Here is a 20,836-nt window from a genome sequence, read left to right on the forward strand (position 1 = left end):
GGATCAAACTCTCCAATAAAGTTAGTTTGTCTAGCATCTAAAAATAAAAATTGACGTTTCACGTTGTTTGTTTCGTTCAGTTTTCAAAGAACTACTTGGTCGCTCATTTGCGACTTCCTTATGTTAACATCTTCGTTTTTCGATGTCAACTAAGTTTTTAAATTTCTTTTTTGTCGTTTTCTGCGTTTCCGCATCAGCGACGGTTATTAATATATCATGGTGAAAATTGAAATGCAACACCTTTTATAAACTTTTTTTAAAACCACCCACATTTCTTTTTTAATATCATATACTTAAACGAAATATCTCTTTCATGTATAAGCAATTCCTACATATATTCTATATAAAGTTACTCTATCAAAAACCGTTTCTTTCTATAATAAACGTTTTATTCCTATAAAATATCATACAAGGAGGAATACATATGGACTATACCGATTTATTACTCAAACTAGGTCTCTCGGCTATTTTAGGATTCGCCATCGGTTTAGAACGTGAATTAAAACGTAAACCACTTGGTTTAAAGACTTGTTTAGTTATCTCTATTATTAGTTGCCTCCTCACTATTGTTTCTATTAAAGCAGCTTACAATTTACCACATACCGACCATATGAATATGGACCCCCTTCGACTTGCTGCTCAAATTGTATCAGGAATTGGTTTTTTAGGTGCAGGTGTTATTTTACGAAGAGGAAACGATAGTATTGCTGGGCTAACGACCGCCGCCATGATTTGGGGTGCTTCTGGTATTGGCATTGCCGTTGGAGCTGGTTTCTATATTGAAGCGATTTTCGGAATGTGCTTCCTTATGATTAGTGTAGAACTTATACCATTAACGATGAAATTTATAGGACCTAGGTCATTTCGTCAACGTGATATCGCAGTGAAACTTGTTGTACGAAATATGGACAATATCCCGATCGTAATTGAAGAAATAAAAGAAATGGATATAAAAGTTAAGAACATGAAGCTCAAAACATTGGAAAATGGTTCGCACTATTTACATTTAAAATTGTCTATCGATCAAAAAAGACATACTGCTGATGTTTATTATGCTCTTCAACACCTTGAAAGTGTTCAACAAACTGAAGTTGAAAGTATGTAATAGAAAACAAACTCTCTTTTAAATTAGAGAGTTTTTCTTTTTTCTATAATGGTAACAATGAATGTAGTCCTGCAAAGCAAGGAGGAATTGGCAATTGAAATCCCGTCCAAATTTAGTAGATACATTTCGTGATTCCATTATTTTTCGTTTAATTTGCTTTATTGTTGTACTTACTGCTTTTTCCGGCTTTCTTATACATAGATTAGAACCATCGCACTTCACCACATGGTTTGATGGAATTTGGTGGTCAATCGTTACAATTTTCACTGTTGGCTATGGTGACTTTGCCCCACATACACTAATAGGCAAACTCATCGGTATGAGTATTATTTTATTTGGAACCGGTTTTTGTTCTTATTATATGGTTCTATTCGCCACTGATATGATTAATAAACAATATATGAAAGTTAAAGGAGAAGAAGCTGCGACTGCTAGCGGTCATATGATTATTGTCGGCTGGAACGAACGGGCAAAACATGTTGTAAAACAAATGCACATCTTACAACCAAACCTTGATATCGTTTTAATTGATGAAACACTTTCTTTACTTCCAAAACCATTTCATCATTTAGAGTTTATAAAAGGTTGTCCACATCACGATCAAACGTTATTAAAAGCTAACATTACAACGGCACACACCATATTAATAACGGCTGATAAAGAAAAAAATGAAAGCTTAGCTGATACACAGTCCATCTTAAATATTTTAACTGCAAAAGGACTTAATCCAAACATTCATTGCATCGCTGAACTTCTTACTTCGGATCAAATTCAAAATGCAACGAGAGCTGGTGTATCAGAAATTATAGAAGGAAATAAATTAACGAGCTATGTATTTACCGCTTCTCTTTTATTTCCTTCTATTTCAGGTGTACTATTCTCACTTTACGATGAAATCTCTGATAACAAATTACAACTGATGGAGCTTTCTCCGCCTTGCACCGGACAAACTTTTGCAAATTGTAGCTATACTCTTTTAAAACAAAACATTCTCTTACTAGGTATAAAGCGTGACGACCAATATATGATTAACCCAGTCCATACCTTCATTCTTATCGAAAGCGACATACTCATTGTTATTCACCATTAAAAAAGTGACGCTCTAGTTCCTGTACTAATACTTTCCCAATATTAATATACTTACTTTTCACATCTCCATCTGGATCTTTCGGCTCAGCAAATTGATCAAATCCGCTCGTTCCAGCTGTTAACGCATTCACATTATCATCTAGTTCGTCTTGATACACATGCGAAAGAATATACGGCGTTTCAAGACGGACTATTACACCAGGCACATCTAATTCCCCATCCACAGCTGTAAATGGCACTCGTAAAAATTGATAGCCATCTTCTTCATCGATTTTGTAATCAAAGCACCCTTTATCGTAATCCCAATTGCCACCAATACTATATCCAAGTGGTTTCATAACCTCTTCTAACTTATATAACGCATATGTATGTCCTTTTAACTTTGATTGAATCGGAATCAAGCCCATCCCTCCAAGACTTTTCCTTTAGCATACCCATTCTAGTTTGAATATACCGATGGACATTTCAGTAAAATAATAAAAAGCGACCGGATCTTCGGTCGCTTTTTATTATTTTAAACGCTCTTCTAATTCTGCTTTTAATTCTTCAAATCCTGGTTTACCAAGTAAAGCAAACATGTTTTTCTTGTATGCTTCTACTCCTGGTTGGTCAAATGGATTTACGCCTAATAAGTAGCCGCTCATCGCACATGCTTTTTCGAAGAAGTATACAAGGTAACCGAATGTGTACTCATTTAATTCAGGAATATTTACGATTAAGTTTGGTACTCCACCATCGCTATGTGCAAGTAATGTACCTTCGTATGCTTTTGTGTTTACGAAGTCTACAGTTTCACCAGCAAGGTAGTTTAATCCATCTAAATCGTTTTCTTCTGATTCGATTGTCAGTTCATGTGTAGATTTACCCACTTTAAGAACTGTTTCAAATAAGTCACGACGACCTTCTTGAACGTATTGACCTAATGAGTGTAAGTCAGTTGAGAAATTTGCTGAAGATGGGAAAATACCTTTTTGATCTTTTCCTTCACTTTCACCAAATAACTGTTTCCACCACTCAGCGAAGTATTGAAGTGCTGGCTCATAGTTAACAAGCATTTCAATTGTTTTTCCTTTATTGTATAAAGCGTTACGAACTACTGCGTATTGATAAGCTGGGTTTTCTTCTAGTTCTGATGCCCCGAAGTCGTCATGGCCAGCAGCTGCACCTTTCATCATCTCTTCAATATTTAAGCCACTTACTGCGATTGGTAATAAACCAACTGGCGTTAATACAGAGAAACGTCCTCCAACATCATCTGGAATTACGAATGTTTCGTAACCTTCGTTATCAGCTAATGTTTTTAATGCACCACGCGCTTTATCTGTAGTTGCATAAATACGTTTGCGAGCTTCTTCTTTTCCATACTTCTCTTCTAATAACTTACGGAAAATACGGAATGCAAGTGCAGGCTCTGTTGTTGTACCTGATTTGGAAATAACGTTAATAGAGAAGTCTTTACCTTCTAATACATCCATTAAATCTTTCATGTAAGTGGAGCTAATGTTTTGTCCAACAAATAGCACTTGTGGAGTTTTACGTTGTTCTTTAGAAAGCGTATTGTAGAATGAATGGTTTAACATTTCAATTGCTGCACGTGCTCCTAGGTAAGAACCACCGATACCTACAACAAGTAAAATGTCAGAGTCATTTTTAATTTTTTCTGCGCATTTTTGAATGCGAGCAAATTCTTCTTTGTCATATTGAAGCGGAAGCTCTACCCACCCAAGGAAATCGTTCCCAGCTCCAGTTTTTTCGTGGATTGCATGATGTGTTACTTTCACTGCATCACGTAAATAAGTGATTTCATGTTCACCGATGAAGGATAACGCTTTAGAATAGTCGAACGTTACATGTGTACTCATCTTTTTCCCTCCAATTATGGATATGTATTTCTGTATTCACTTTAGCGAAACTGAAGTTGTAAATCAAGCGATTCAACCAGTGTAAACGTAACCAATATATATTTTTTAGAAAAAGTTCATTTTTTGCATAAAAATTCGCATTTTTCGGTATAGATGTATATACATCTTTTTTTCACACATTTTTTATGTATAAAAACAACATAACTGCACCATTCTATAAAAGAGTTGATTAACTCAGCGCTTGCTCATGCTTCACAATTAAGGGGGGCTTTTTCATGAGTACATTGCAACGTATCGCATTAGTCTTTACTGTAATTGGTGCAGTAAACTGGGGACTAATCGGGTTCTTCCAGTTTGACTTAGTAGCAGCCATTTTCGGCGGACAAAACTCAGCTCTTGCACGTATTATTTACGGCATCGTTGGTATATCTGGGCTTATCAATCTTGGTTTACTGTTTAAACCATCTGAAAATCTTGGTACACACCCAGAAACAAACGAAATTCGATAATCAGTATGTCCTTTCACCTCCGACATACGAATATGATTGCATGCAATCATATTTGCAAATATATATCATAAGATAAAGTAAAAGAGGAACGCTCATATGCGCTCCTCTTTTACTTTGTTAACTCGGACTCTTCAATCCATTCTGTCAGCTTTTCTCGCAACGTATTAAATCCGTCCTTAGATGGATTCGGTATAAGAATCCTTCCTTGTTTTCTTTTCGCAGCTTTTAACGATAAACTCATTTTTCTGTGCTCTTCATCAATTGAAAGTACTTTTACTTCTACTGTATCGCCGACTTTCAAAAAGTCATGAATATCCTTTACATATCCATTTGTAATTTCAGATATATGCACAAGTCCTTGTGTTTCTGCATCTAACGCTACAAATGCACCGTAATCTTGAATTCCAGTCACTTTCCCTGTTACAACCACTCCTGTTGTATATTGTTCTGACATATGAAACACTCCCATACGTTTACCATTTTCTCTACAAATGTAGATTGCAAAACAGATGTACTTATTTTAAATATCCGATTAATTAGTACGCCTGTTACGTATCGCTACCTAACAGGCGCATACCTTATATTAGTAAATTATACCACTATGACAGAACTCATTCAAAATTCACGAAAAAATTTCCTGTAGCACGTATAATTCTCCAATATTGGGATAGAATACTAACACATGGCTTTCTAGTATTCCCCCCCTTTTATGGACAAAACGTATTATGTTTTGTCCTTTTTTTATTCTCGACGAACCGTTCCATTCTCTTCATTGCTTCCATAAGTTGTTCAAGCGATGTTGCATACGAACAACGAATAAATCCTTCACCACTTTCTCCAAATACACTTCCAGGTACAACAGCCACTTTTTCTTCTAGTAATAACTGTTCTGCAAATTCCACTGAAGTTAGTCCAGTTGAGGCAACAGAAGGAAAGACATAAAACGCTCCGCCCGGCACATGACACGTTAATCCCATCTCATTGAAAGATGTCGCCATAAAATTACGGCGTTTCTTATAGCTATCTCTCATTCGAATGACTTCATCATTCCCTCCGCGTAATGCTTCAAGAGCTGCGAACTGGGACATCGTCGGTGCACACATCATAGAATATTGATGAATTTTAAGCATCAACTCTGAAAATTGAACGGGAGCTGCGATCATACCGAGACGCCATCCTGTCATCGCAAATCCTTTTGAAAATCCCGAAATTAAAATCGTATGTTCGCGCATGTTTTGAATGCTCGCGAAACTCGTATACACTTCGTCATATACAAGCTCTGCATAAATTTCATCAGATAATACGATTAAATTGTACTTCTCAACCATTACTGCTAACTTTTCTAGTTCGGATTTGTTTAACATTGCACCTGTTGGATTATTTGGGGAACAAAGTAAAATTGCCTTTGTTTTCGCTGTAATAGCTGCTTCAATTTGTTCGGGTTGTAATTTAAACTCTTTTTCTAAAGTAGTCGCTATAGGAACTGGAACTCCTCCAGCTAATGTTACAAGCGGTGCATAAGAAACGAAGCTCGGTTCAATAATGAGTACTTCATCATCAGGATTTATAATGGCACGCATCGCTACATCTAACGCTTGGCTCGCTCCAACTGTAACAATGATTTCATCGTTTGGATCATAAGATACTGCAAATTGTTTTTTTAGATACTTTGCTATTTCTTGACGGAGCTCCAATAATCCTGCATTTGCTGTATACGCTGTATATCCTTGCTCTAAAGAACGGATACATGCTTGCCTTACATTCCAAGGTGTAACAAAGTCAGGCTCTCCCACTCCAAGTGAAATAACACCTTTCATACTTGCGGCTAAATCGAAAAACTTTCGAATACCAGACGGTTGTAAAGATTCTGCTACTCTAGACAGTTCAAACTGCTTCATGGTGTCACCACAATTCGCTTATCATCATCGTTTTTTTCATAAATAATTCCCTCATGTTTATACTTCTTCAAAATGAAATGAGTTGTTGTAGAAACGACAGATTCAATCGTTGCTAATTTCTCAGAAACAAACATCGCTACTTCTCCCATCGTCTTTCCTTCTAATGTAATAGAAAGATCATATGTCCCTGACATTAAATACACGGATTTCACTTCTGAATAGCGATAAATTTGTTCAGCAACTGCATCAAACCCAACACCGTGCTTCGGCGTAACTTTCACATCAATCATCGCTGTTAAACCCGTATGTTCTTTTACTTTTGTCCAATCAATATGTGTTACATAATCCACAATAATCTTTTCACTTTCTAATTTCGCAACCATCTTCTTCACTTCTTCTACTTCTATATTTAATAGCTTCGCCAATGTATCTACAGACAAACGACTACTTTTTTCAAGACAAGCCAATAATTCTAATTCCTTTTCAGTCACCATATAAATCATCCTTCCTTTTCGTTTCTGTCTAAATTATACAAATACCCTTTCCAGTTTGAAAAGAAGATTTTTTTAGAGAATTATGTCAAAATAAAGTGAAACTTTAATCAGTGGAAAGGTTCATCCCGCTGATTATTAGCCCACACCAATCGGGCTTTTACGGACAGTTGCTTTCCAACTTATATTCTTTACCTTAGCTGTTCTTCAAGGTGGAAAGCTTACTGTCCGTTAATGCGGGGTAAAGTGAAACTTTAATCAGCGAAAAGGTTCATCACGCTGATTATTAGCCCACACCAATCGGGCTTTTACGGGCAGTTAGTCTCCCCCTATCTTCTTTGCTTCAGGCATTTTTAGGGGCAGGAGGCTTATTGTCCGTTAACAAGGGAGAAAAGTGAGAGGGGATGGAACCGTGCAACCAAAAGTATATATCGCTGAACCAGTTCCAACATTTGTAGAAAACTATTTATCAGAACACTGTGATTATGAAAAATGGAATCAAAATGAGAAAGTACCTCGTGATGTTCTATTAGAGAAGATACAAGATAAAGATGGGTTATTAAATTTCGGATCTGCCATAAATGAAGAATTGTTAAATGTAGCACCGAAATTAAAAGTAGTGAGTAACATTTCTGTTGGCTATGATAATTTTGATTTACTAGCGATGGAAAAGCGAAATGTCATCGGAACGAATACACCATACGTATTGGATGATACAGTAGCTGACCTCGTTTTCGCTCTTATGTTATCTGCTGGTCGTCGTGTTTGCGAACTCGATTCCTATGTAAAAAATGGTGAGTGGAACGCTGAAATCGGAAAAGAACATTTCGGACTAGATGTGCACCATAGTACAATCGGTATTATCGGAATGGGACGAATTGGAGAAGCTGTTGCAAAGCGAGCGAAATTCGGATTTGATATGAACGTCCTGTATTATAACCGTCGTCGTAAAGAAGAAGCAGAACAAAAATTTGATGCTACATATTGTGATTTACAGACAGTAATAAAACAGTCTGACTTTATCGTCCTTCTTACTCCTTTAACAGATGAAACATATCATCTTATCGGAGAAAAGGAATTTTCATTAATGAAAGAAACAGCAATCTTTATTAATGCATCTCGCGGGAAAACAGTAGATGAAGCAGCATTAATTCATGCATTAAAAGAAAAGAAAATCTTTGCAGCAGGCATTGATACTTTTACACAAGAGCCGATTCAAAAAGATAATCCGCTCTTATCATTACAAAATGTTGTGACTTTACCACACATCGGATCTGCGACATTAAAAACTCGGCAGCAAATGGCCATGACAGCCGCTGAAAATTTAGTTGCAGGGTTACAAGGAAAAACACCGCCTAATATTGTTCGCGGGTAATGATGAATAAGCGAAAGGCAAGATGACATCGTCATCTTGCCTTTTTTTGTTAACATATTTTTTTCTACCTTGGAGATGATATGAACAAAAATCAATGGAGTGACAAAAAATGAATCATGAATATACTTGTCCTTATTTCACTTTTTCCACTCGCGGCACTACTATTCATTACGAATTGTATGAACATAAAAATAAAACAAAACGTCCTACTTTCGTACTCGTTCACGGCTTTTTATCTTCCTCATTCAGTTACCGCCGTCTCATTCCTTTACTATCGAAAGCAGGAACAGTACTGGCTCTTGATTTGCCACCATTCGGAAAAAGTGATAAGTCTCATCTCTTTAAGTATTCTTATCACAATTTAGCAACCATTATTATCGATTTAATTGAACATTTATCTCTCTCAAATATTGTGTTAATTGGGCATTCTATGGGCGGGCAAATTTCTCTCTATGTAAACCGGATACGTCCTGAACTAATCTCAAAGACGATTTTACTATGTAGCTCTAGCTATTTAGCACGCGCAACCTTACCTTTACTGTATTCTTCTTATTTACCGTTCTTTCATTTATACGTAAAGAACTGGATTATACGGCGCGGAATTGTTCATAACTTAATGAATGTCGTTCATGATCACTCATTAATTGATGATGAAATGAAGGAAGGTTACTCCGCTCCTTTTTATGACAACCGTATATTCCCCGCCCTAACTCGCATGATACGAGACCGTGAAGGTGACTTATCTTCAACTGAATTACAAAAAATCGAAACGCCTATACTACTCATTTGGGGTGAAAAAGATCGTGTCGTCCCTGTACATGTAGGACACCGTCTCCATAAAGATTTACCGAATTCAACATTCATCTCTTACGAAAATACAGGGCATTTACTACCTGAGGAAAAGCCTGAACATGTTTATGAAGAAATTATCGCTTTTTCCGCGCAATAAAGTGAAACTTTAATCAGCGGAATGTTTCACCCCGCTGATTATTAGCCCGCACCAATTGGGCTTTTACGAGCAGTGGATCTCCCACCTCACTTCTTTGCCTCAACCGTCTTTTTAGGTGGGGGTCTTACTGCCCGGCAAATAGCGGGATAATATTAAAAAGGCTGTCGGAAATTCCGACAGCCTATAATGAGCAACTTCCGCCTTCTTTTAATACAAGTAACTCTTCAGCTAATTTCTCACATTTTTCAAGCGCAGGTACTTCCTCAAAAGACATAAAGTATATATGTTGAATCTTCTTTGCAATATATTTCGAATCGTCAAACACAGTTACGACGTTCACTACATCACTCGCTTCTGTTTCATAAAACTCCGGTCCCATTCGAAACGGATCCCAATTCTTCACAACCTCTATCATCTTTTCATATGTACCCATCTACTTCCCGCCTTTTCACTTTTTAATACTTTTCTTTATCCTATCACATCAGCTATTCTATAAGAAGAGAGAGAACTTTCATAACTTAGCAGTTTCACAGAAGAAAGGGGCAAACATATGCAGCTATTTCATAAAACGGTAAATCGGCGCGGAACACATAGTACAAAATGGGATACTTATAAAAACAAAGAACTCATTCATGCCTGGATTGCCGATATGGATTTTGAAGTACCAAAACCAATTCAAACTGCATTACAAAAACGTATCGAACACCCTATTTTTGGCTATACACTTCCACCTGAACATATTGGAGACATTATTTGTAACTGGACAAAAAAACAGTACGACTGGGATATTCAAAAAGAATGGATCGTATTTAGTGCGGGGATTGTTCCAGCTCTTAGTACGAGCGTACAAGCTTTCACAAAGGAAAACGAATCCGTTCTTGTACAACCACCTATTTATCCCCCATTTTTCGAAATGGTTACAACAAACAACAGACAATTATGCGTGAGCCCATTATATAAACAAGATGGCACATATATGATAGACTTCGATCATTTAGAAAAACAATTTCAACAAGGGATTAAACTAATGCTTCTTTGTAGTCCTCACAATCCTATTGGACGCGTTTGGACGAAAGACGAGCTAATGAAGCTCGGAGCGTTATGTACAAAATATAATGTAATTGTTGTCTCAGATGAAATTCATGCCGATATTATTTACGGAGATCGTACTCATACACCATGCGCTTCTTTATCTGAAGAATTAGCAGCACGTACCATTACTTGTATGGCTCCAAGTAAAACATTTAATATAGCTGGATTACAAGCATCTATCATTATTATTCCAAATGAAAAACTACGTAATACCTTTACGTCTATTCAATATAGACAAGGGTTCCATGGGCTAAATACATTTGCTTATACCGCGATGCAAAGCGCCTATACAGAATGTAATGATTGGCTAAGTGAAATCCGTTTATATATAGAAGATAACGCTCAATTCGCTTGTGAATATATCAAAACTCACATACCTACTCTTTCCGTAACGAAGCCAGAAGGTAGCTTTTTATTATGGATTGATTGTTCTCACCTAAAACTTTCTCAAAACGAGCGCACCACGTTACTTGAGGAAAAAGGAAAACTTATCGTCGAACCTGGTGAAAAGTACGGATTAGGCGGCGAAGAACATATTCGAATTAACATTGGCTGCCCACGATCTGTTTTAGAAGAAATTTTAAACAGACTGCGCCATACGTTTTCATAATAAGAAAGGAGCCTGCCCACGAATCAATTTTGGGCAGGCTTCTTTCTCAATTTTTGTCGGTAAATCAATATATTTTAAAAATCGCTGATATATTTTGAGTTACGGTCGATATATTTCAATAATCGCCGATATATTTTGAGTTGCGGTCAATATATTCCAATAATCGCTGATATATTTCCAATTACGTTTCACAAAGAAAGCTACCATCCACGGTAGCTTTTACTTTTTCTTCATATCCGACGCTTTTTTTACAATCACACCGCAAGCAATTCGATCACCAGATTTACCCGTTGGTTGTGTCATGCCATCATCAGGGTTTTCAGTAATAATAATAGACGCTCCATCTTTTCTATGAATCGTCGTTTTCCCTTCTTCAAGCGTTATGTGCGGTGCATCGATATCCGCTTTAATCTTTCCAGAACCATCTGCAATTACATTCGGTAAATCACCATTTTCCGCACCCTTCGGATTGAGTAAGCCATGCTTTTTATTATCTGGATTAAAATGATTACCAGACGATTCAAAACGAGGCGCTTTACACTCTCCAATTTCATGTACATGTATGCCGTGCGGACCAGGCGCGAAACCTTCCCCTTTAATCGTAATTTTCACTCCACTTGTTTGCTGAACTACTTTCGCAGTCCCTACTTCATCTCCTGAAGCATTATGTAATTTCACTTCAATTTCTTTCGGCTTTCCTTGGTCACAACCTGCCATCAGAAATAATAAACAACAACTGAAAAAAAGCCGTTTTTTCATTCTATTCCCTCCAAAATACATTCTGCCCTTAGATTGTCCGAGCATAGAGGGAAACATACAAAAATGAATTACCGTTTCTTTTCAGCTAAAAGCTTTTCTTCTACTTTCTGTAATCGCTCTGCTTCTCGTTTGGATACACGAATGAACATACGCCACGTAGCAACGGCACCAATGATAAATAGAACGCAAACAATCCCTGGAATAATATATTCTGTTTTATCTTCCGGAAAATATAAAGGCATCATATGAAACACTCCTTATTGTAGGATTCAAAAACCATCAGAATTTTCTGTTATATTATTTTAAATTATAGTTGAACCAATTCATATTCTCAAGGGGGCGTTCCGAAAGCGAATGATTTCTTTGACTCCTTCTCCTACTTTCCTTACTATAAACTTGAGGTGAAAAATATGAGAGAAACATTTGAAATTGGTGAAATCGTTACTGGTATTTATAAAACGGGAAAATACATCGGCGAAGTTACAAATAGCCGCCCGGGCAGTTACGTCGTAAAAGTATTAGCTGTTTTAAAACATCCGGTGCAAGGTGACTTACATAACGTAAAACAAGCTGACGTACCATTTTTCCATGAAAGACGTGCTTTAGCTTTCCGTGAACAGACGAACATTCCACAACAAATGGTGAAGAAATATGAAGGAGAGATTCTAGATTATACAGATTCACTCAAATTAGCATTAGAAACTCAAATGAATTCATTTTCTGAAGATGATTCACCTTTTGCGGTTCGTAGTCTAGAAACATTAGAGCAGTTAAAAAAAGACTACAAACTTTAAAAAAACAAAACGACCAAATTACATACTGTGCAATTTGGTCGTTACTGTGTACTCACTTTCTTTAACACTTTTGAAAAGTCCACGAGTTCCCCTAATGTTGGAGGTGCTGGTTTCACTAAATACTCTTTATCTTTTTCTACTAATTTAAAAATATTGTACGTCGTCATCGCATCATCTAGCGCACAATGATGCTTACCCGTTCCTACTTTTCCATACGCCTCAATCGCTTTCCATAATCCTGTTTGATTTCTTTCTCCAAAAAACTTCTTATACTCAAGCGATAAATCACGACACTGTCCGAAAAACGGAAAAGCTACTCCCGACATTTCACAATTATGCTTCAGCACTTTCATATCCATATTTCCCCACGTTACAATGGTCGGTTTACATCTTTTTTCGTATTCTGCAAGTTTATCAATGAGTTCAGGAAATGAAATTCCTTTATCCACGATTTCTTGTTTAATTCCTAAAAATTTCTTGCATCGATCCGTTAAAGAAGGAAATGTTTTCGGCCTGACATGTGATGAATACGTATCTTCTACCTTACAACCTACAACCGAGACGAGTCCTACCTCAATAATTTCCGGGAAAAACCCTTTTGGTTTCTTTCGATGCTGGGGCATCGTAAACTCAAAATCTAAAAATAAAAATCGTTGTTCATCCATACGATCCCTTCCTTATCATCTTTGTCATTCCTTTCTATTTGACACTCCTACACGAACAAGCTCGAATGCTAATTCCATTTTAAATATTCAGATTGGATGTATCTTATATATATGTCAAATGCCCACAAATATTTTTAAAAATGAGAAAAAATGACCTATGCAGAAAATATGACAAAATCCCTCCTTTCATTTACATCCGCAGTTTTTCTACTTTATAATGACGTTATGTGTGTTTCATCTAGTTAATATTTGACACACTAAGAAAAATGAATGAAAGGAGATGAGATTTTTGCACGAAACAACGCAAGAACTCGCTAACTGGCAGTATTATTTTGCTATCGCAGTCTTTTTAATTACATATGCCATTATTATTTCTGAAAAAATTAATCGCGCTGTCATCGCACTTCTTGGTGCAGCACTCATGGTAATTGTGGGGGTCGTCGATTTACATAACGCCTTTACGAAACATATTGAATGGGGAACGATTACGCTACTCATCGGTATGATGATTTTGGTGAACATTACGAGTAAATCAGGTGTTTTCCAATACGTTGCCATTAAAGCAGCAAAAGGGGCACAAGGAAATCCAATTAAAATTTTAATTTCCCTTTCCCTACTTACCGCGCTTGGCTCCGCATTTTTAGATAACGTTACAACTGTACTTCTTGTTGTTCCAGTTACTTTATCTATTACGCGCATCTTGCAAGTAAATCCTGTTCCTTATTTACTTTCTGAAATTATTTTTTCAAACATTGGGGGAACAGCAACATTAATTGGTGATCCGCCAAATATTATGATTGGTTCTGCAAATAAGCACCTAGACTTCAATGCTTTCTTACTGAATCTAGCACCAATCGTAATTATTATTATTGCAGTTACAGCAACAATACTTTACTTCATGTACCGTAAACAATTAATTGCTGATCCTGTACAAGTTAAAAAATTAATGAGCTTAGATGAAAAACAATACATTAAAGATCCAGTATTAATGAAAAAATCTTTAACAGTACTTGGACTTACAATTGTAGGTTTCATGACTCATTCCATTTTCCATGTTGATGCAGCTATTATCGCCTTGACTGGTGCTACTGTACTTATGCTAATCGGTGTGAAAGAACATGAAATTGAAGAAGTATTCGCAAGCGTAGAATGGGTGACGATTTTCTTCTTCGCGGGACTATTCGTACTCGTTGGAGGACTTATCGATATCGGTCTTATCAAAATGTTAGCTCAAAAGGTAGTCGGAATAACAGGCGGAGATATTTCTCATGCATCTATCCTTATTCTATGGGTATCTGGTATCGCCTCTGCAACAATCGATAACATTCCATTCGTTGCAACAATGATTCCACTTATTAACGATATGGCAGTTGGGCTAGGTTTATCACCTTCTGACGCACAAATCGACGTATTATGGTGGGCATTAGCATTAGGTGCTTGCCTAGGTGGAAACGGAACTTTAATCGGGGCTTCTGCTAACGTAATCGTAGCCGGAATCGCAAGTCGTGAAGGACATAAATTTAGCTACATGGAATTCCTTAAAGTCGGCTTCCCAATTATGATTGTTTCATTAATCATTTCTCATATTTACATTTATTTACGCTATCTTATGTAGTAGAAAAAGGGCTGTCCTATGTGGCAGCCCTTTTTTCTTAGTCAACGAAATATCAATTAACCAACAAAGAGCTGTTCCAAAATAGCTTCGAAACAGCTCCCCGCATATATCTACTCGTTATATCTTACCGGCTCATTTCGGATAATGAATAAATGAATCGGCAAGAAAACCGAAAATGTGATTACATGAATAATCGTAAATAGTATAGAGTTCGTTCCGTATCTGTCTAAAATAGCGTAGATGAGATAAATGGACAGCACAATCGATACGGCTGTTGCTAGTAAACTTATAATTGGTACGAAGTTAAAGATGAAACATGCGACATATATACCGAATATTTTCCACCCTGCCTCTTCTTTCAAGAAATCTGGTAATTTATCCTTCGCCAAGTCACCCCACGTCTTACTATTCAAAAATGGAATAAACGCAAGAACCCCATCAGTTGCACCATCATTTTTTGCCATCGTATAAAGTGCAAAAGCCGTTAACAAATACGAAATAATTGCCCAAATTATTATAACAAGAATAAACGCAAAACTAAGAGCAAAGAAACCTGCTAGTACGCTCTGATCTTCCATCTTATCCTCTCCCCTCTCTTTTCAACATATTTCATTACATTGCAAGTTATGTTTTAAAATTTAACCAAACTCTTTGTATAATGAGAGAAGAAAGGTAATAAGAGAGGAGAAACACTTATGCATCCATTTGTACAAGCATTACAAGAGCATTTTACAGCTCATCAAAATCCTGAAAAAGCAGAACCAATGGCTCGTTATATGAAAAATCACTTCCCATTTCTAGGTATTCAAACACCGGAAAGACGCCAATTATTAAAAGACGTCATTCAAATACATACTCTCCCAGATAAAAAAGACTTCCAAATTATCGTACGTGAACTTTGGAACTTACCAGAACGTGAATATCAAGCTGCCGCACTTGATATTATGCAAAAATATAAAAAGCATATAAACGAAACTCATATCCCATTTTTAGAAGAACTTATTGTTACGAAATCTTGGTGGGATTCTGTTGATAGCATCGTCCCTACATTTTTAGGTACTATCTTTTTACAACATCCCGAATTAATTTCTGCATATATTCCAAAATGGATTGCATCAGATAACATATGGTTACAACGTGCCGCTATTTTATTCCAACTAAAATATAAACAAAAGATGGATGAAGAACTTCTTTTCTGGATTATTGGACAACTACATTCTTCAAAAGAATTTTTCATTCAAAAAGCGATCGGCTGGGTTCTTCGCGAGTATGCAAAAACAAAGCCTGATATCGTTTGGGAATACGTGCAAAATAACGAGCTTGCCCCGCTCAGTAAACGTGAAGCAATTAAGCATATTAAACAAAATTACGGAATAAATAACGAAAAAATAGGCGAGACTCTATCATAGATAGACGCGTTCCTCTATTGAGATTTAAAAAAGAACGTGTTAGAATATGTTCATTATTATTAATATAAGTAGCGATGACGGACTTATAAGTACTTGCACAAAAAGCGATTCAGGGATAGTGAAAGCCTGAAGACGCAAGGAAACGGCAGTCTCGAGCATTACATGATAAAGTGGATGCACCTTTTGTGTATCAACTAGGGTGGAACCGCGGGCAAACGCTCGTCCCTAGGCAAATATGCCTTGGGATGAGCGTTTTTTTATGTTTTTCAAAGCATATACTGCTCATTTCACAAGTACCAGAGCACGTCATCGCCAATACGTTAACTTTCAAAAGGAGGATTTTATTATGTATTCAATGGAACAAGTTGTAAACTTAGCGAAACATCGCGGTTTTGTTTTCCCTGGTTCTGAAATTTACGGTGGTCTTGCAAACACTTGGGATTACGGTCCACTTGGAATCGAATTAAAAAATAACGTTAAAAAAGCTTGGTGGAAAAAATTCATTCAAGAATCTCCACACAACGTTGGTTTAGATGCAGCTATTTTAATGAACCCAAAAACTTGGATCGCTTCTGGTCACGTTGGTAACTTCAACGATCCAATGATCGACTGTAAAAAATGTAAAGCGCGTCACCGTGCTGACAAATTAATTGAAGATGCATTAGATGCAAAAGGCATTGAAATGGTTGTTGACGGTCTTACTTTCGACCAAATGGCTGACTTAATGAAAGAACATGAAGTAAAATGTCCTGATTGTAGTAGTGAAGAGTTCACTGAAATTCGTCAGTTCAACTTAATGTTCAAAACATTCCAAGGTGTTACAGAGTCTAGCACAAACGAAATCTTCCTTCGTCCTGAAACAGCACAAGGTATTTTCGTAAACTTCAAAAACGTACAACGCTCTATGCGTAAAAAACTTCCATTTGGTATTGGCCAAATTGGTAAGAGTTTCCGTAACGAAATCACGCCTGGTAACTTCACATTCCGTACACGTGAATTCGAACAAATGGAACTTGAATTCTTCTGTAAGCCTGGTGAAGATTTAGAGTGGTTCGCATTCTGGCGTGAAACTTGTAAAAACTGGTTACTTTCACTTGGTATGCATGAAGAGAGCATGCGTCTTCGTGACCACGGTGAGGAAGAGCTATCTCACTACAGTAACGCAACAACTGACATTGAATTCAAATTCCCATTCGGTTGGGGCGAACTATGGGGCGTTGCATCTCGTACAGACTTCGATTTAAAACGTCACATGGAACACTCTAACGAAGACTTTAACTATATCGATCCACAAACGAACGAGCGTTACGTACCATACTGCATCGAGCCATCTTTAGGCGCAGACCGTGTAACATTAGCGTTCTTATGTGATGCATATGAAGAAGAGCAATTAGAAAACGATTCTCGTACAGTTCTTCGTTTCCACCCTGCTTTAGCACCATACAAAGCAGCAATCTTACCATTATCTAAAAAGCTATCTGAAGGTGCTACTGAAGTATTCGCAGAACTAGCTAAAGACTTCATGGTAGACTTTGATGAAACTGGTTCTATCGGTAAACGTTACCGTCGTCAAGACGAAATCGGTACACCATTCTGTATCACATACGACTTCGACTCTGTTGAAGACAAAGCTGTTACAGTACGTGACCGTGACACAATGGAACAAGTTCGTATGCCAATTAGCGAACTAAAAGGTTTCTTAGAAAAGAAAATCCAGTTCTAATTATAAAAAAAGAGGCTGCTCATGAGAGCTGCCTCTTTTTTATTTTTCACGTTTTTCTTTAATTGCTACTGTACATCTTGAAATACATATTAAATCATCATTTTCATCAATGATACGAATATCCCAAACCATCGTTGAATGTCCTCTATGTATCGGTGTCCCGATTGCTGTTACGATTCCATCTTTCTTTGAGCGAATATGATTTGCATTAATTTCTAGACCGAAACAAATACATTTCTCTTGATCAATTAAATTATATGATCCAACACTTGCTACTGTTTCCGCTAACGCTATAGAAGCACCACCATGTAAAAATCCAAACGGCTGATGCGTACGCTCGTCAACAGGCATCGTAGCAACTACTTTATCTTCTGTCATTTCTAACAACTCAATTCCAAGTGAGTCCATTAAAGTTTTTGCCATATCGTTTTCGCCTTCTCTCTTTAATTAAATGTATAATTTTACCTATTTATTTTCAAACTACCTATAACACTTATATAAGGAGGTTTCACCACAATGAAACAGAAACTTTGTATACTATTGCTCATGTTCTCCTTGCTGACTATTGTACCAAATTGTGCAATGGCAGCCAAAGCATCTAACCTGACAATCGATGTTCAGACTATAACGCAAAAAGGTAAGAAACCTTATATAGAATATCAAATTAGTAGGCCTTCTTTTCACAATTTTTCCGATTCTAAATTTCAAAATAAGCTCAATTTCTATTACAAAAAATCTACTGACAAATTTAAAAACAAATTAGAAAAAGAAGCAAAAAAATATTATAAAGAAACAGAAGGGTCTAGTACACCCTTCCATCCGTACGTGGCGAATGTTGATTATAAAATCTCCTTAAATAAACCACCTTTTCTCAGCCTATATGTGAATTACTATCAATATACGGGCGGGGCACACGGCCTTTATACGTGGAAAGCAAACACATTTGATTTAAATGAAAAAAAATTACTACGCTTAGACGATTTATTTCAACAAGAAGATAAATATAAAGAAGTAATCCGTGCAGAAATTGTAAGGCAAATTAAACAAAATGAAAGTATTTATTTTCCTGATGCAACGGAAAAAGTAATGAGTGCTAAAAAGTTTCACTTCTTTTTAGAACCAAACAATCTCGTTATTTATTTCCCTTTATATGAGATCGCTCCTTATTCAAGCGGCATTCCACAATTTCGTATTCCGTATACGTTGCTAAGAGACTATTTGAAGCCTTCTTATCAAAATAATTTGATTGACAACAAGTAAATATTTTCGCTACGATAATGTTAACCTAAAAACAACAGGAGGTTAACATTATGAGAAGATTTCATGTTTTAGATTTAGCATTAGCTGCCATGTTTGTTGCTCTTATGGCCATTGGTGCAAATATTGTATCTTGGGCGCCATTCCTGCAAATAGCGGGCGTTCCGTTATCTATGCAACCATTTTTCGCAATTTTAGCAGGCCTTCTTCTTGGAAGTAGACTTGGTGCATTATCAATGACTGTGTATATGCTAGTTGGCGTAGCCGGCGCACCAATCTTCGCTAACTTCAAAGCTGGATTCGGAGCACTTTTAGATCCTACTGGTGGTTTTATTATCGCATTTATTATCGTTGCTTACGTATCAGGAAAAATAGTAGAACAAAAAGAAAGACCAACATTCAGTACATTTGCTATCGCTTCTTTCACAGGAATCATTTTAACTTATATTATCGGTACTACTTACATGTACGGGGCGGTCAATCTCTTCATGGGCGGTAATATGAGTTATAAAGCTGCCTGGATGATTATGATGTGGTTTGCAGTAAAAGATATTGCATTTACAATTATCGGTGCTATTATCGCACCTCGCATATACTATGCTGTACGCCGTTCTGCTTATCAACGTTCTCATTCGACGATTTCTTAATAAAAAAGAGTTATTTCAGTACACTGAAATAACTCTTTTTTTATATTAAGACTCTTGTTTCGTTTGTTCTTCTAAAATTCTCTTCATCATTGTAACCATGTCACCACGTAATTCTGGGTGTTGCAGGGCCATTTCAATTGTCGTTTGAACGAATCCTAACTTTTCACCAACATCGTAGCGTTTTCCTTCGAAGTCGTAAGCAAATACTCGTTGAATTTCATTTAAGTTTTGAATTGCATCTGTTAACTGAATTTCACCGCCAGCACCGACATTTTGCTGTTCTAAGAACATGAAAATTTCAGGCGTTAAGACGTAACGTCCCATAATTGCTAAGTTTGATGGTGCTGTACCTGCTGCTGGTTTCTCAACGAAATTACGAACTTGGTAACGACGTCCTTCCTGCTCTAATGGGTCGATAATTCCATAGCGATGTGTTTCATCTTCTGGAACCGTTTGTACACCAATAACAGAAGAAAGTGTTTTATCATATTCGTCCATTAACTGACGTAAACATGGTTTTTCAGCTTGAACGATATCATCACCTAATAAAACAGCAAATGGCTCATCACCGATGAATTTACGTGCACACCAAACTGCGTGTCCTAATCCTCTTGGTTCTTTTTGACGGATATAATGAATGTCTACCATTTTTGAAGAAGCCTGTACTTTTTCAAGTAACTCATACTTTTTCTTTTCTAATAAATTTTGCTCTAATTCAAATGCATTATCAAAATGATCTTCAATAGATCGCTTTGTTTTACCAGTAACGATAATAATATCTTCGATTCCTGATTGTATTGCTTCTTCGACAATATATTGAATAGTTGGTTTATCTACTATCGGTAACATTTCTTTTGGCATTGCTTTTGTAGCTGGTAAAAAACGTGTTCCTAATCCAGCTGCTGGGATTATCGCTTTTCTTACTTTTTTCATAACAAAATACCCTCTCTTCTGTCAGGATCAATAACGATTATTTCCTTACATAGA

Annotated in this window: 24 protein-coding genes; 12 read left to right on the forward strand and 12 right to left on the reverse strand. The window is 36.7% G+C overall.

Features of this window, described 5'->3' with window-relative positions; translation table 11 throughout:
* The first annotated feature begins 424 nt into the window (after positions 1-424).
* Together G9F74_RS08215 and G9F74_RS08220 are read left to right on the forward strand one after the other, a co-directional pair.
* Positions 425-1,105, forward strand: a complete 681-nt coding sequence (locus G9F74_RS08215) for an MgtC/SapB family protein (RefSeq protein WP_000386692.1) — start codon at positions 425-427, stop codon at positions 1,103-1,105.
* Between the two features lie 94 nt (positions 1,106-1,199).
* Positions 1,200-2,195: a potassium channel family protein gene (locus G9F74_RS08220; protein WP_000842336.1), complete on the forward strand. Its 996-nt coding sequence runs from the start codon at positions 1,200-1,202 to the stop codon at positions 2,193-2,195.
* Here G9F74_RS08220 and G9F74_RS08225 read toward each other — a convergent pair.
* Positions 2,182-2,595, reverse strand: coding sequence for a YugN-like family protein (locus G9F74_RS08225; RefSeq protein ID WP_000612324.1), 414 nt, complete (start codon positions 2,593-2,595; stop codon positions 2,182-2,184). The two genes, G9F74_RS08220 and G9F74_RS08225, sit on opposite strands and share 14 nt — an antisense overlap.
* A gap of 108 nt (positions 2,596-2,703) precedes the next feature.
* Positions 2,704-4,056, reverse strand: a complete 1,353-nt coding sequence (locus tag G9F74_RS08230) for a glucose-6-phosphate isomerase (RefSeq protein ID WP_000103665.1) — start codon at positions 4,054-4,056, stop codon at positions 2,704-2,706.
* Positions 4,057-4,331: 275 nt separating this feature from the next.
* Between G9F74_RS08230 and G9F74_RS08235 the strand changes: the two genes are divergently transcribed.
* Positions 4,332-4,565, forward strand: a complete 234-nt coding sequence (locus G9F74_RS08235; protein WP_000105788.1) for a DUF378 domain-containing protein — start codon at positions 4,332-4,334, stop codon at positions 4,563-4,565.
* 109 nt (positions 4,566-4,674) lie between these two features.
* Here the strand turns inward: G9F74_RS08235 and yugI are convergent, their stop codons facing one another.
* From yugI to G9F74_RS08250, 3 genes are all read right to left on the reverse strand, one after another.
* Positions 4,675-5,019: a S1 domain-containing post-transcriptional regulator GSP13 gene (gene yugI, locus G9F74_RS08240; protein ID WP_000003767.1), complete on the reverse strand. Its 345-nt coding sequence runs from the start codon at positions 5,017-5,019 to the stop codon at positions 4,675-4,677.
* Positions 5,020-5,272: 253 nt separating this feature from the next.
* Positions 5,273-6,463: an aminotransferase gene (locus tag G9F74_RS08245; RefSeq protein ID WP_016107192.1), complete on the reverse strand. Its 1,191-nt coding sequence runs from the start codon at positions 6,461-6,463 to the stop codon at positions 5,273-5,275.
* Positions 6,460-6,957, reverse strand: a complete 498-nt coding sequence (locus G9F74_RS08250) for an Lrp/AsnC family transcriptional regulator (protein WP_000255691.1) — start codon at positions 6,955-6,957, stop codon at positions 6,460-6,462. Before G9F74_RS08250 ends, G9F74_RS08245 begins: the two co-directional genes overlap by 4 nt.
* A gap of 391 nt (positions 6,958-7,348) precedes the next feature.
* Here G9F74_RS08250 and G9F74_RS08255 point away from each other — a divergent pair, with 391 nt between their 5' ends.
* Positions 7,349-8,329, forward strand: coding sequence for a 2-hydroxyacid dehydrogenase (locus G9F74_RS08255; protein ID WP_131202506.1), 981 nt, complete (start codon positions 7,349-7,351; stop codon positions 8,327-8,329).
* A gap of 109 nt (positions 8,330-8,438) precedes the next feature.
* A complete protein-coding gene (locus tag G9F74_RS08260; protein WP_001015213.1) occupies positions 8,439-9,278 on the forward strand; it encodes an alpha/beta fold hydrolase in 840 nt (279 codons plus the stop codon).
* A 181-nt stretch (positions 9,279-9,459) separates the two neighbouring features.
* On the opposite strand, the gene G9F74_RS08265 is transcribed toward G9F74_RS08260, so the two are convergent.
* Positions 9,460-9,711, reverse strand: coding sequence for a YugE family protein (locus G9F74_RS08265; RefSeq protein WP_000537646.1), 252 nt, complete (start codon positions 9,709-9,711; stop codon positions 9,460-9,462).
* A 117-nt stretch (positions 9,712-9,828) separates the two neighbouring features.
* On the opposite strand from G9F74_RS08265, the gene G9F74_RS08270 reads away from it, so the two are divergent.
* Complete coding sequence (locus G9F74_RS08270; protein ID WP_016107194.1) at positions 9,829-10,980, forward strand: MalY/PatB family protein; 1,152 nt, start codon at positions 9,829-9,831, stop codon at positions 10,978-10,980.
* A 219-nt stretch (positions 10,981-11,199) separates the two neighbouring features.
* Here the strand turns inward: G9F74_RS08270 and sodC are convergent, their stop codons facing one another.
* Complete coding sequence (sodC, locus tag G9F74_RS08275) at positions 11,200-11,739, reverse strand: superoxide dismutase [Cu-Zn] (RefSeq protein WP_000746516.1); 540 nt, start codon at positions 11,737-11,739, stop codon at positions 11,200-11,202.
* A gap of 68 nt (positions 11,740-11,807) precedes the next feature.
* Positions 11,808-11,984, reverse strand: a complete 177-nt coding sequence (locus tag G9F74_RS08280; RefSeq protein WP_000982764.1) for a hypothetical protein — start codon at positions 11,982-11,984, stop codon at positions 11,808-11,810.
* Positions 11,985-12,149: 165 nt separating this feature from the next.
* On the opposite strand from G9F74_RS08280, the gene kapB reads away from it, so the two are divergent.
* The gene (kapB, locus tag G9F74_RS08285) at positions 12,150-12,533 is read left to right on the forward strand and encodes a kinase-associated lipoprotein KapB (RefSeq protein WP_001209349.1); all 384 of its coding nucleotides are present in this window, start codon (positions 12,150-12,152) and stop codon (positions 12,531-12,533) included.
* Between the two features lie 41 nt (positions 12,534-12,574).
* Here the strand turns inward: kapB and kapD are convergent, their stop codons facing one another.
* Positions 12,575-13,198, reverse strand: a complete 624-nt coding sequence (gene kapD / locus G9F74_RS08290; protein WP_000344367.1) for a 3'-5' exonuclease KapD — start codon at positions 13,196-13,198, stop codon at positions 12,575-12,577.
* Between the two features lie 289 nt (positions 13,199-13,487).
* Here kapD and G9F74_RS08295 point away from each other — a divergent pair, with 289 nt between their 5' ends.
* Positions 13,488-14,813, forward strand: a complete 1,326-nt coding sequence (locus G9F74_RS08295; protein WP_000545233.1) for an ArsB/NhaD family transporter — start codon at positions 13,488-13,490, stop codon at positions 14,811-14,813.
* Between the two features lie 110 nt (positions 14,814-14,923).
* On the opposite strand, the gene G9F74_RS08300 is transcribed toward G9F74_RS08295, so the two are convergent.
* Positions 14,924-15,391 (reverse strand): hypothetical protein, encoded by a 468-nt coding sequence (locus G9F74_RS08300; protein ID WP_016107195.1) that lies wholly within the window; start codon positions 15,389-15,391, stop codon positions 14,924-14,926.
* Positions 15,392-15,508: 117 nt separating this feature from the next.
* Here G9F74_RS08300 and G9F74_RS08305 point away from each other — a divergent pair, with 117 nt between their 5' ends.
* Positions 15,509-16,222, forward strand: a complete 714-nt coding sequence (locus G9F74_RS08305; RefSeq protein ID WP_000553335.1) for a DNA alkylation repair protein — start codon at positions 15,509-15,511, stop codon at positions 16,220-16,222.
* Positions 16,223-16,568: 346 nt separating this feature from the next.
* Positions 16,569-17,945 (forward strand): glycine--tRNA ligase, encoded by a 1,377-nt coding sequence (locus tag G9F74_RS08310; RefSeq protein WP_016107196.1) that lies wholly within the window; start codon positions 16,569-16,571, stop codon positions 17,943-17,945.
* Between the two features lie 39 nt (positions 17,946-17,984).
* Here the strand turns inward: G9F74_RS08310 and G9F74_RS08315 are convergent, their stop codons facing one another.
* A complete protein-coding gene (locus G9F74_RS08315; RefSeq protein ID WP_001140604.1) occupies positions 17,985-18,368 on the reverse strand; it encodes a hotdog fold thioesterase in 384 nt (127 codons plus the stop codon).
* A gap of 93 nt (positions 18,369-18,461) precedes the next feature.
* Here G9F74_RS08315 and G9F74_RS08320 point away from each other — a divergent pair, with 93 nt between their 5' ends.
* Together G9F74_RS08320 and G9F74_RS08325 are read left to right on the forward strand one after the other, a co-directional pair.
* Complete coding sequence (locus tag G9F74_RS08320) at positions 18,462-19,205, forward strand: DUF3298 and DUF4163 domain-containing protein (protein WP_000810657.1); 744 nt, start codon at positions 18,462-18,464, stop codon at positions 19,203-19,205.
* Positions 19,206-19,255: 50 nt separating this feature from the next.
* On the forward strand, positions 19,256-19,849 hold the full coding sequence (locus G9F74_RS08325) for a biotin transporter BioY (protein WP_001252145.1): 594 nt from the start codon (positions 19,256-19,258) through the stop codon (positions 19,847-19,849).
* Between the two features lie 45 nt (positions 19,850-19,894).
* Here the strand turns inward: G9F74_RS08325 and galU are convergent, their stop codons facing one another.
* Positions 19,895-20,782: a UTP--glucose-1-phosphate uridylyltransferase GalU gene (galU, locus tag G9F74_RS08330; protein ID WP_000757817.1), complete on the reverse strand. Its 888-nt coding sequence runs from the start codon at positions 20,780-20,782 to the stop codon at positions 19,895-19,897.
* Positions 20,783-20,836: the final 54 nt, after the last annotated feature.

The organism is Bacillus sp. EKM202B (assembly GCF_011066025.1).
Lineage (GTDB): Bacteria > Bacillota > Bacilli > Bacillales > Bacillaceae_G > Bacillus_A > Bacillus_A toyonensis.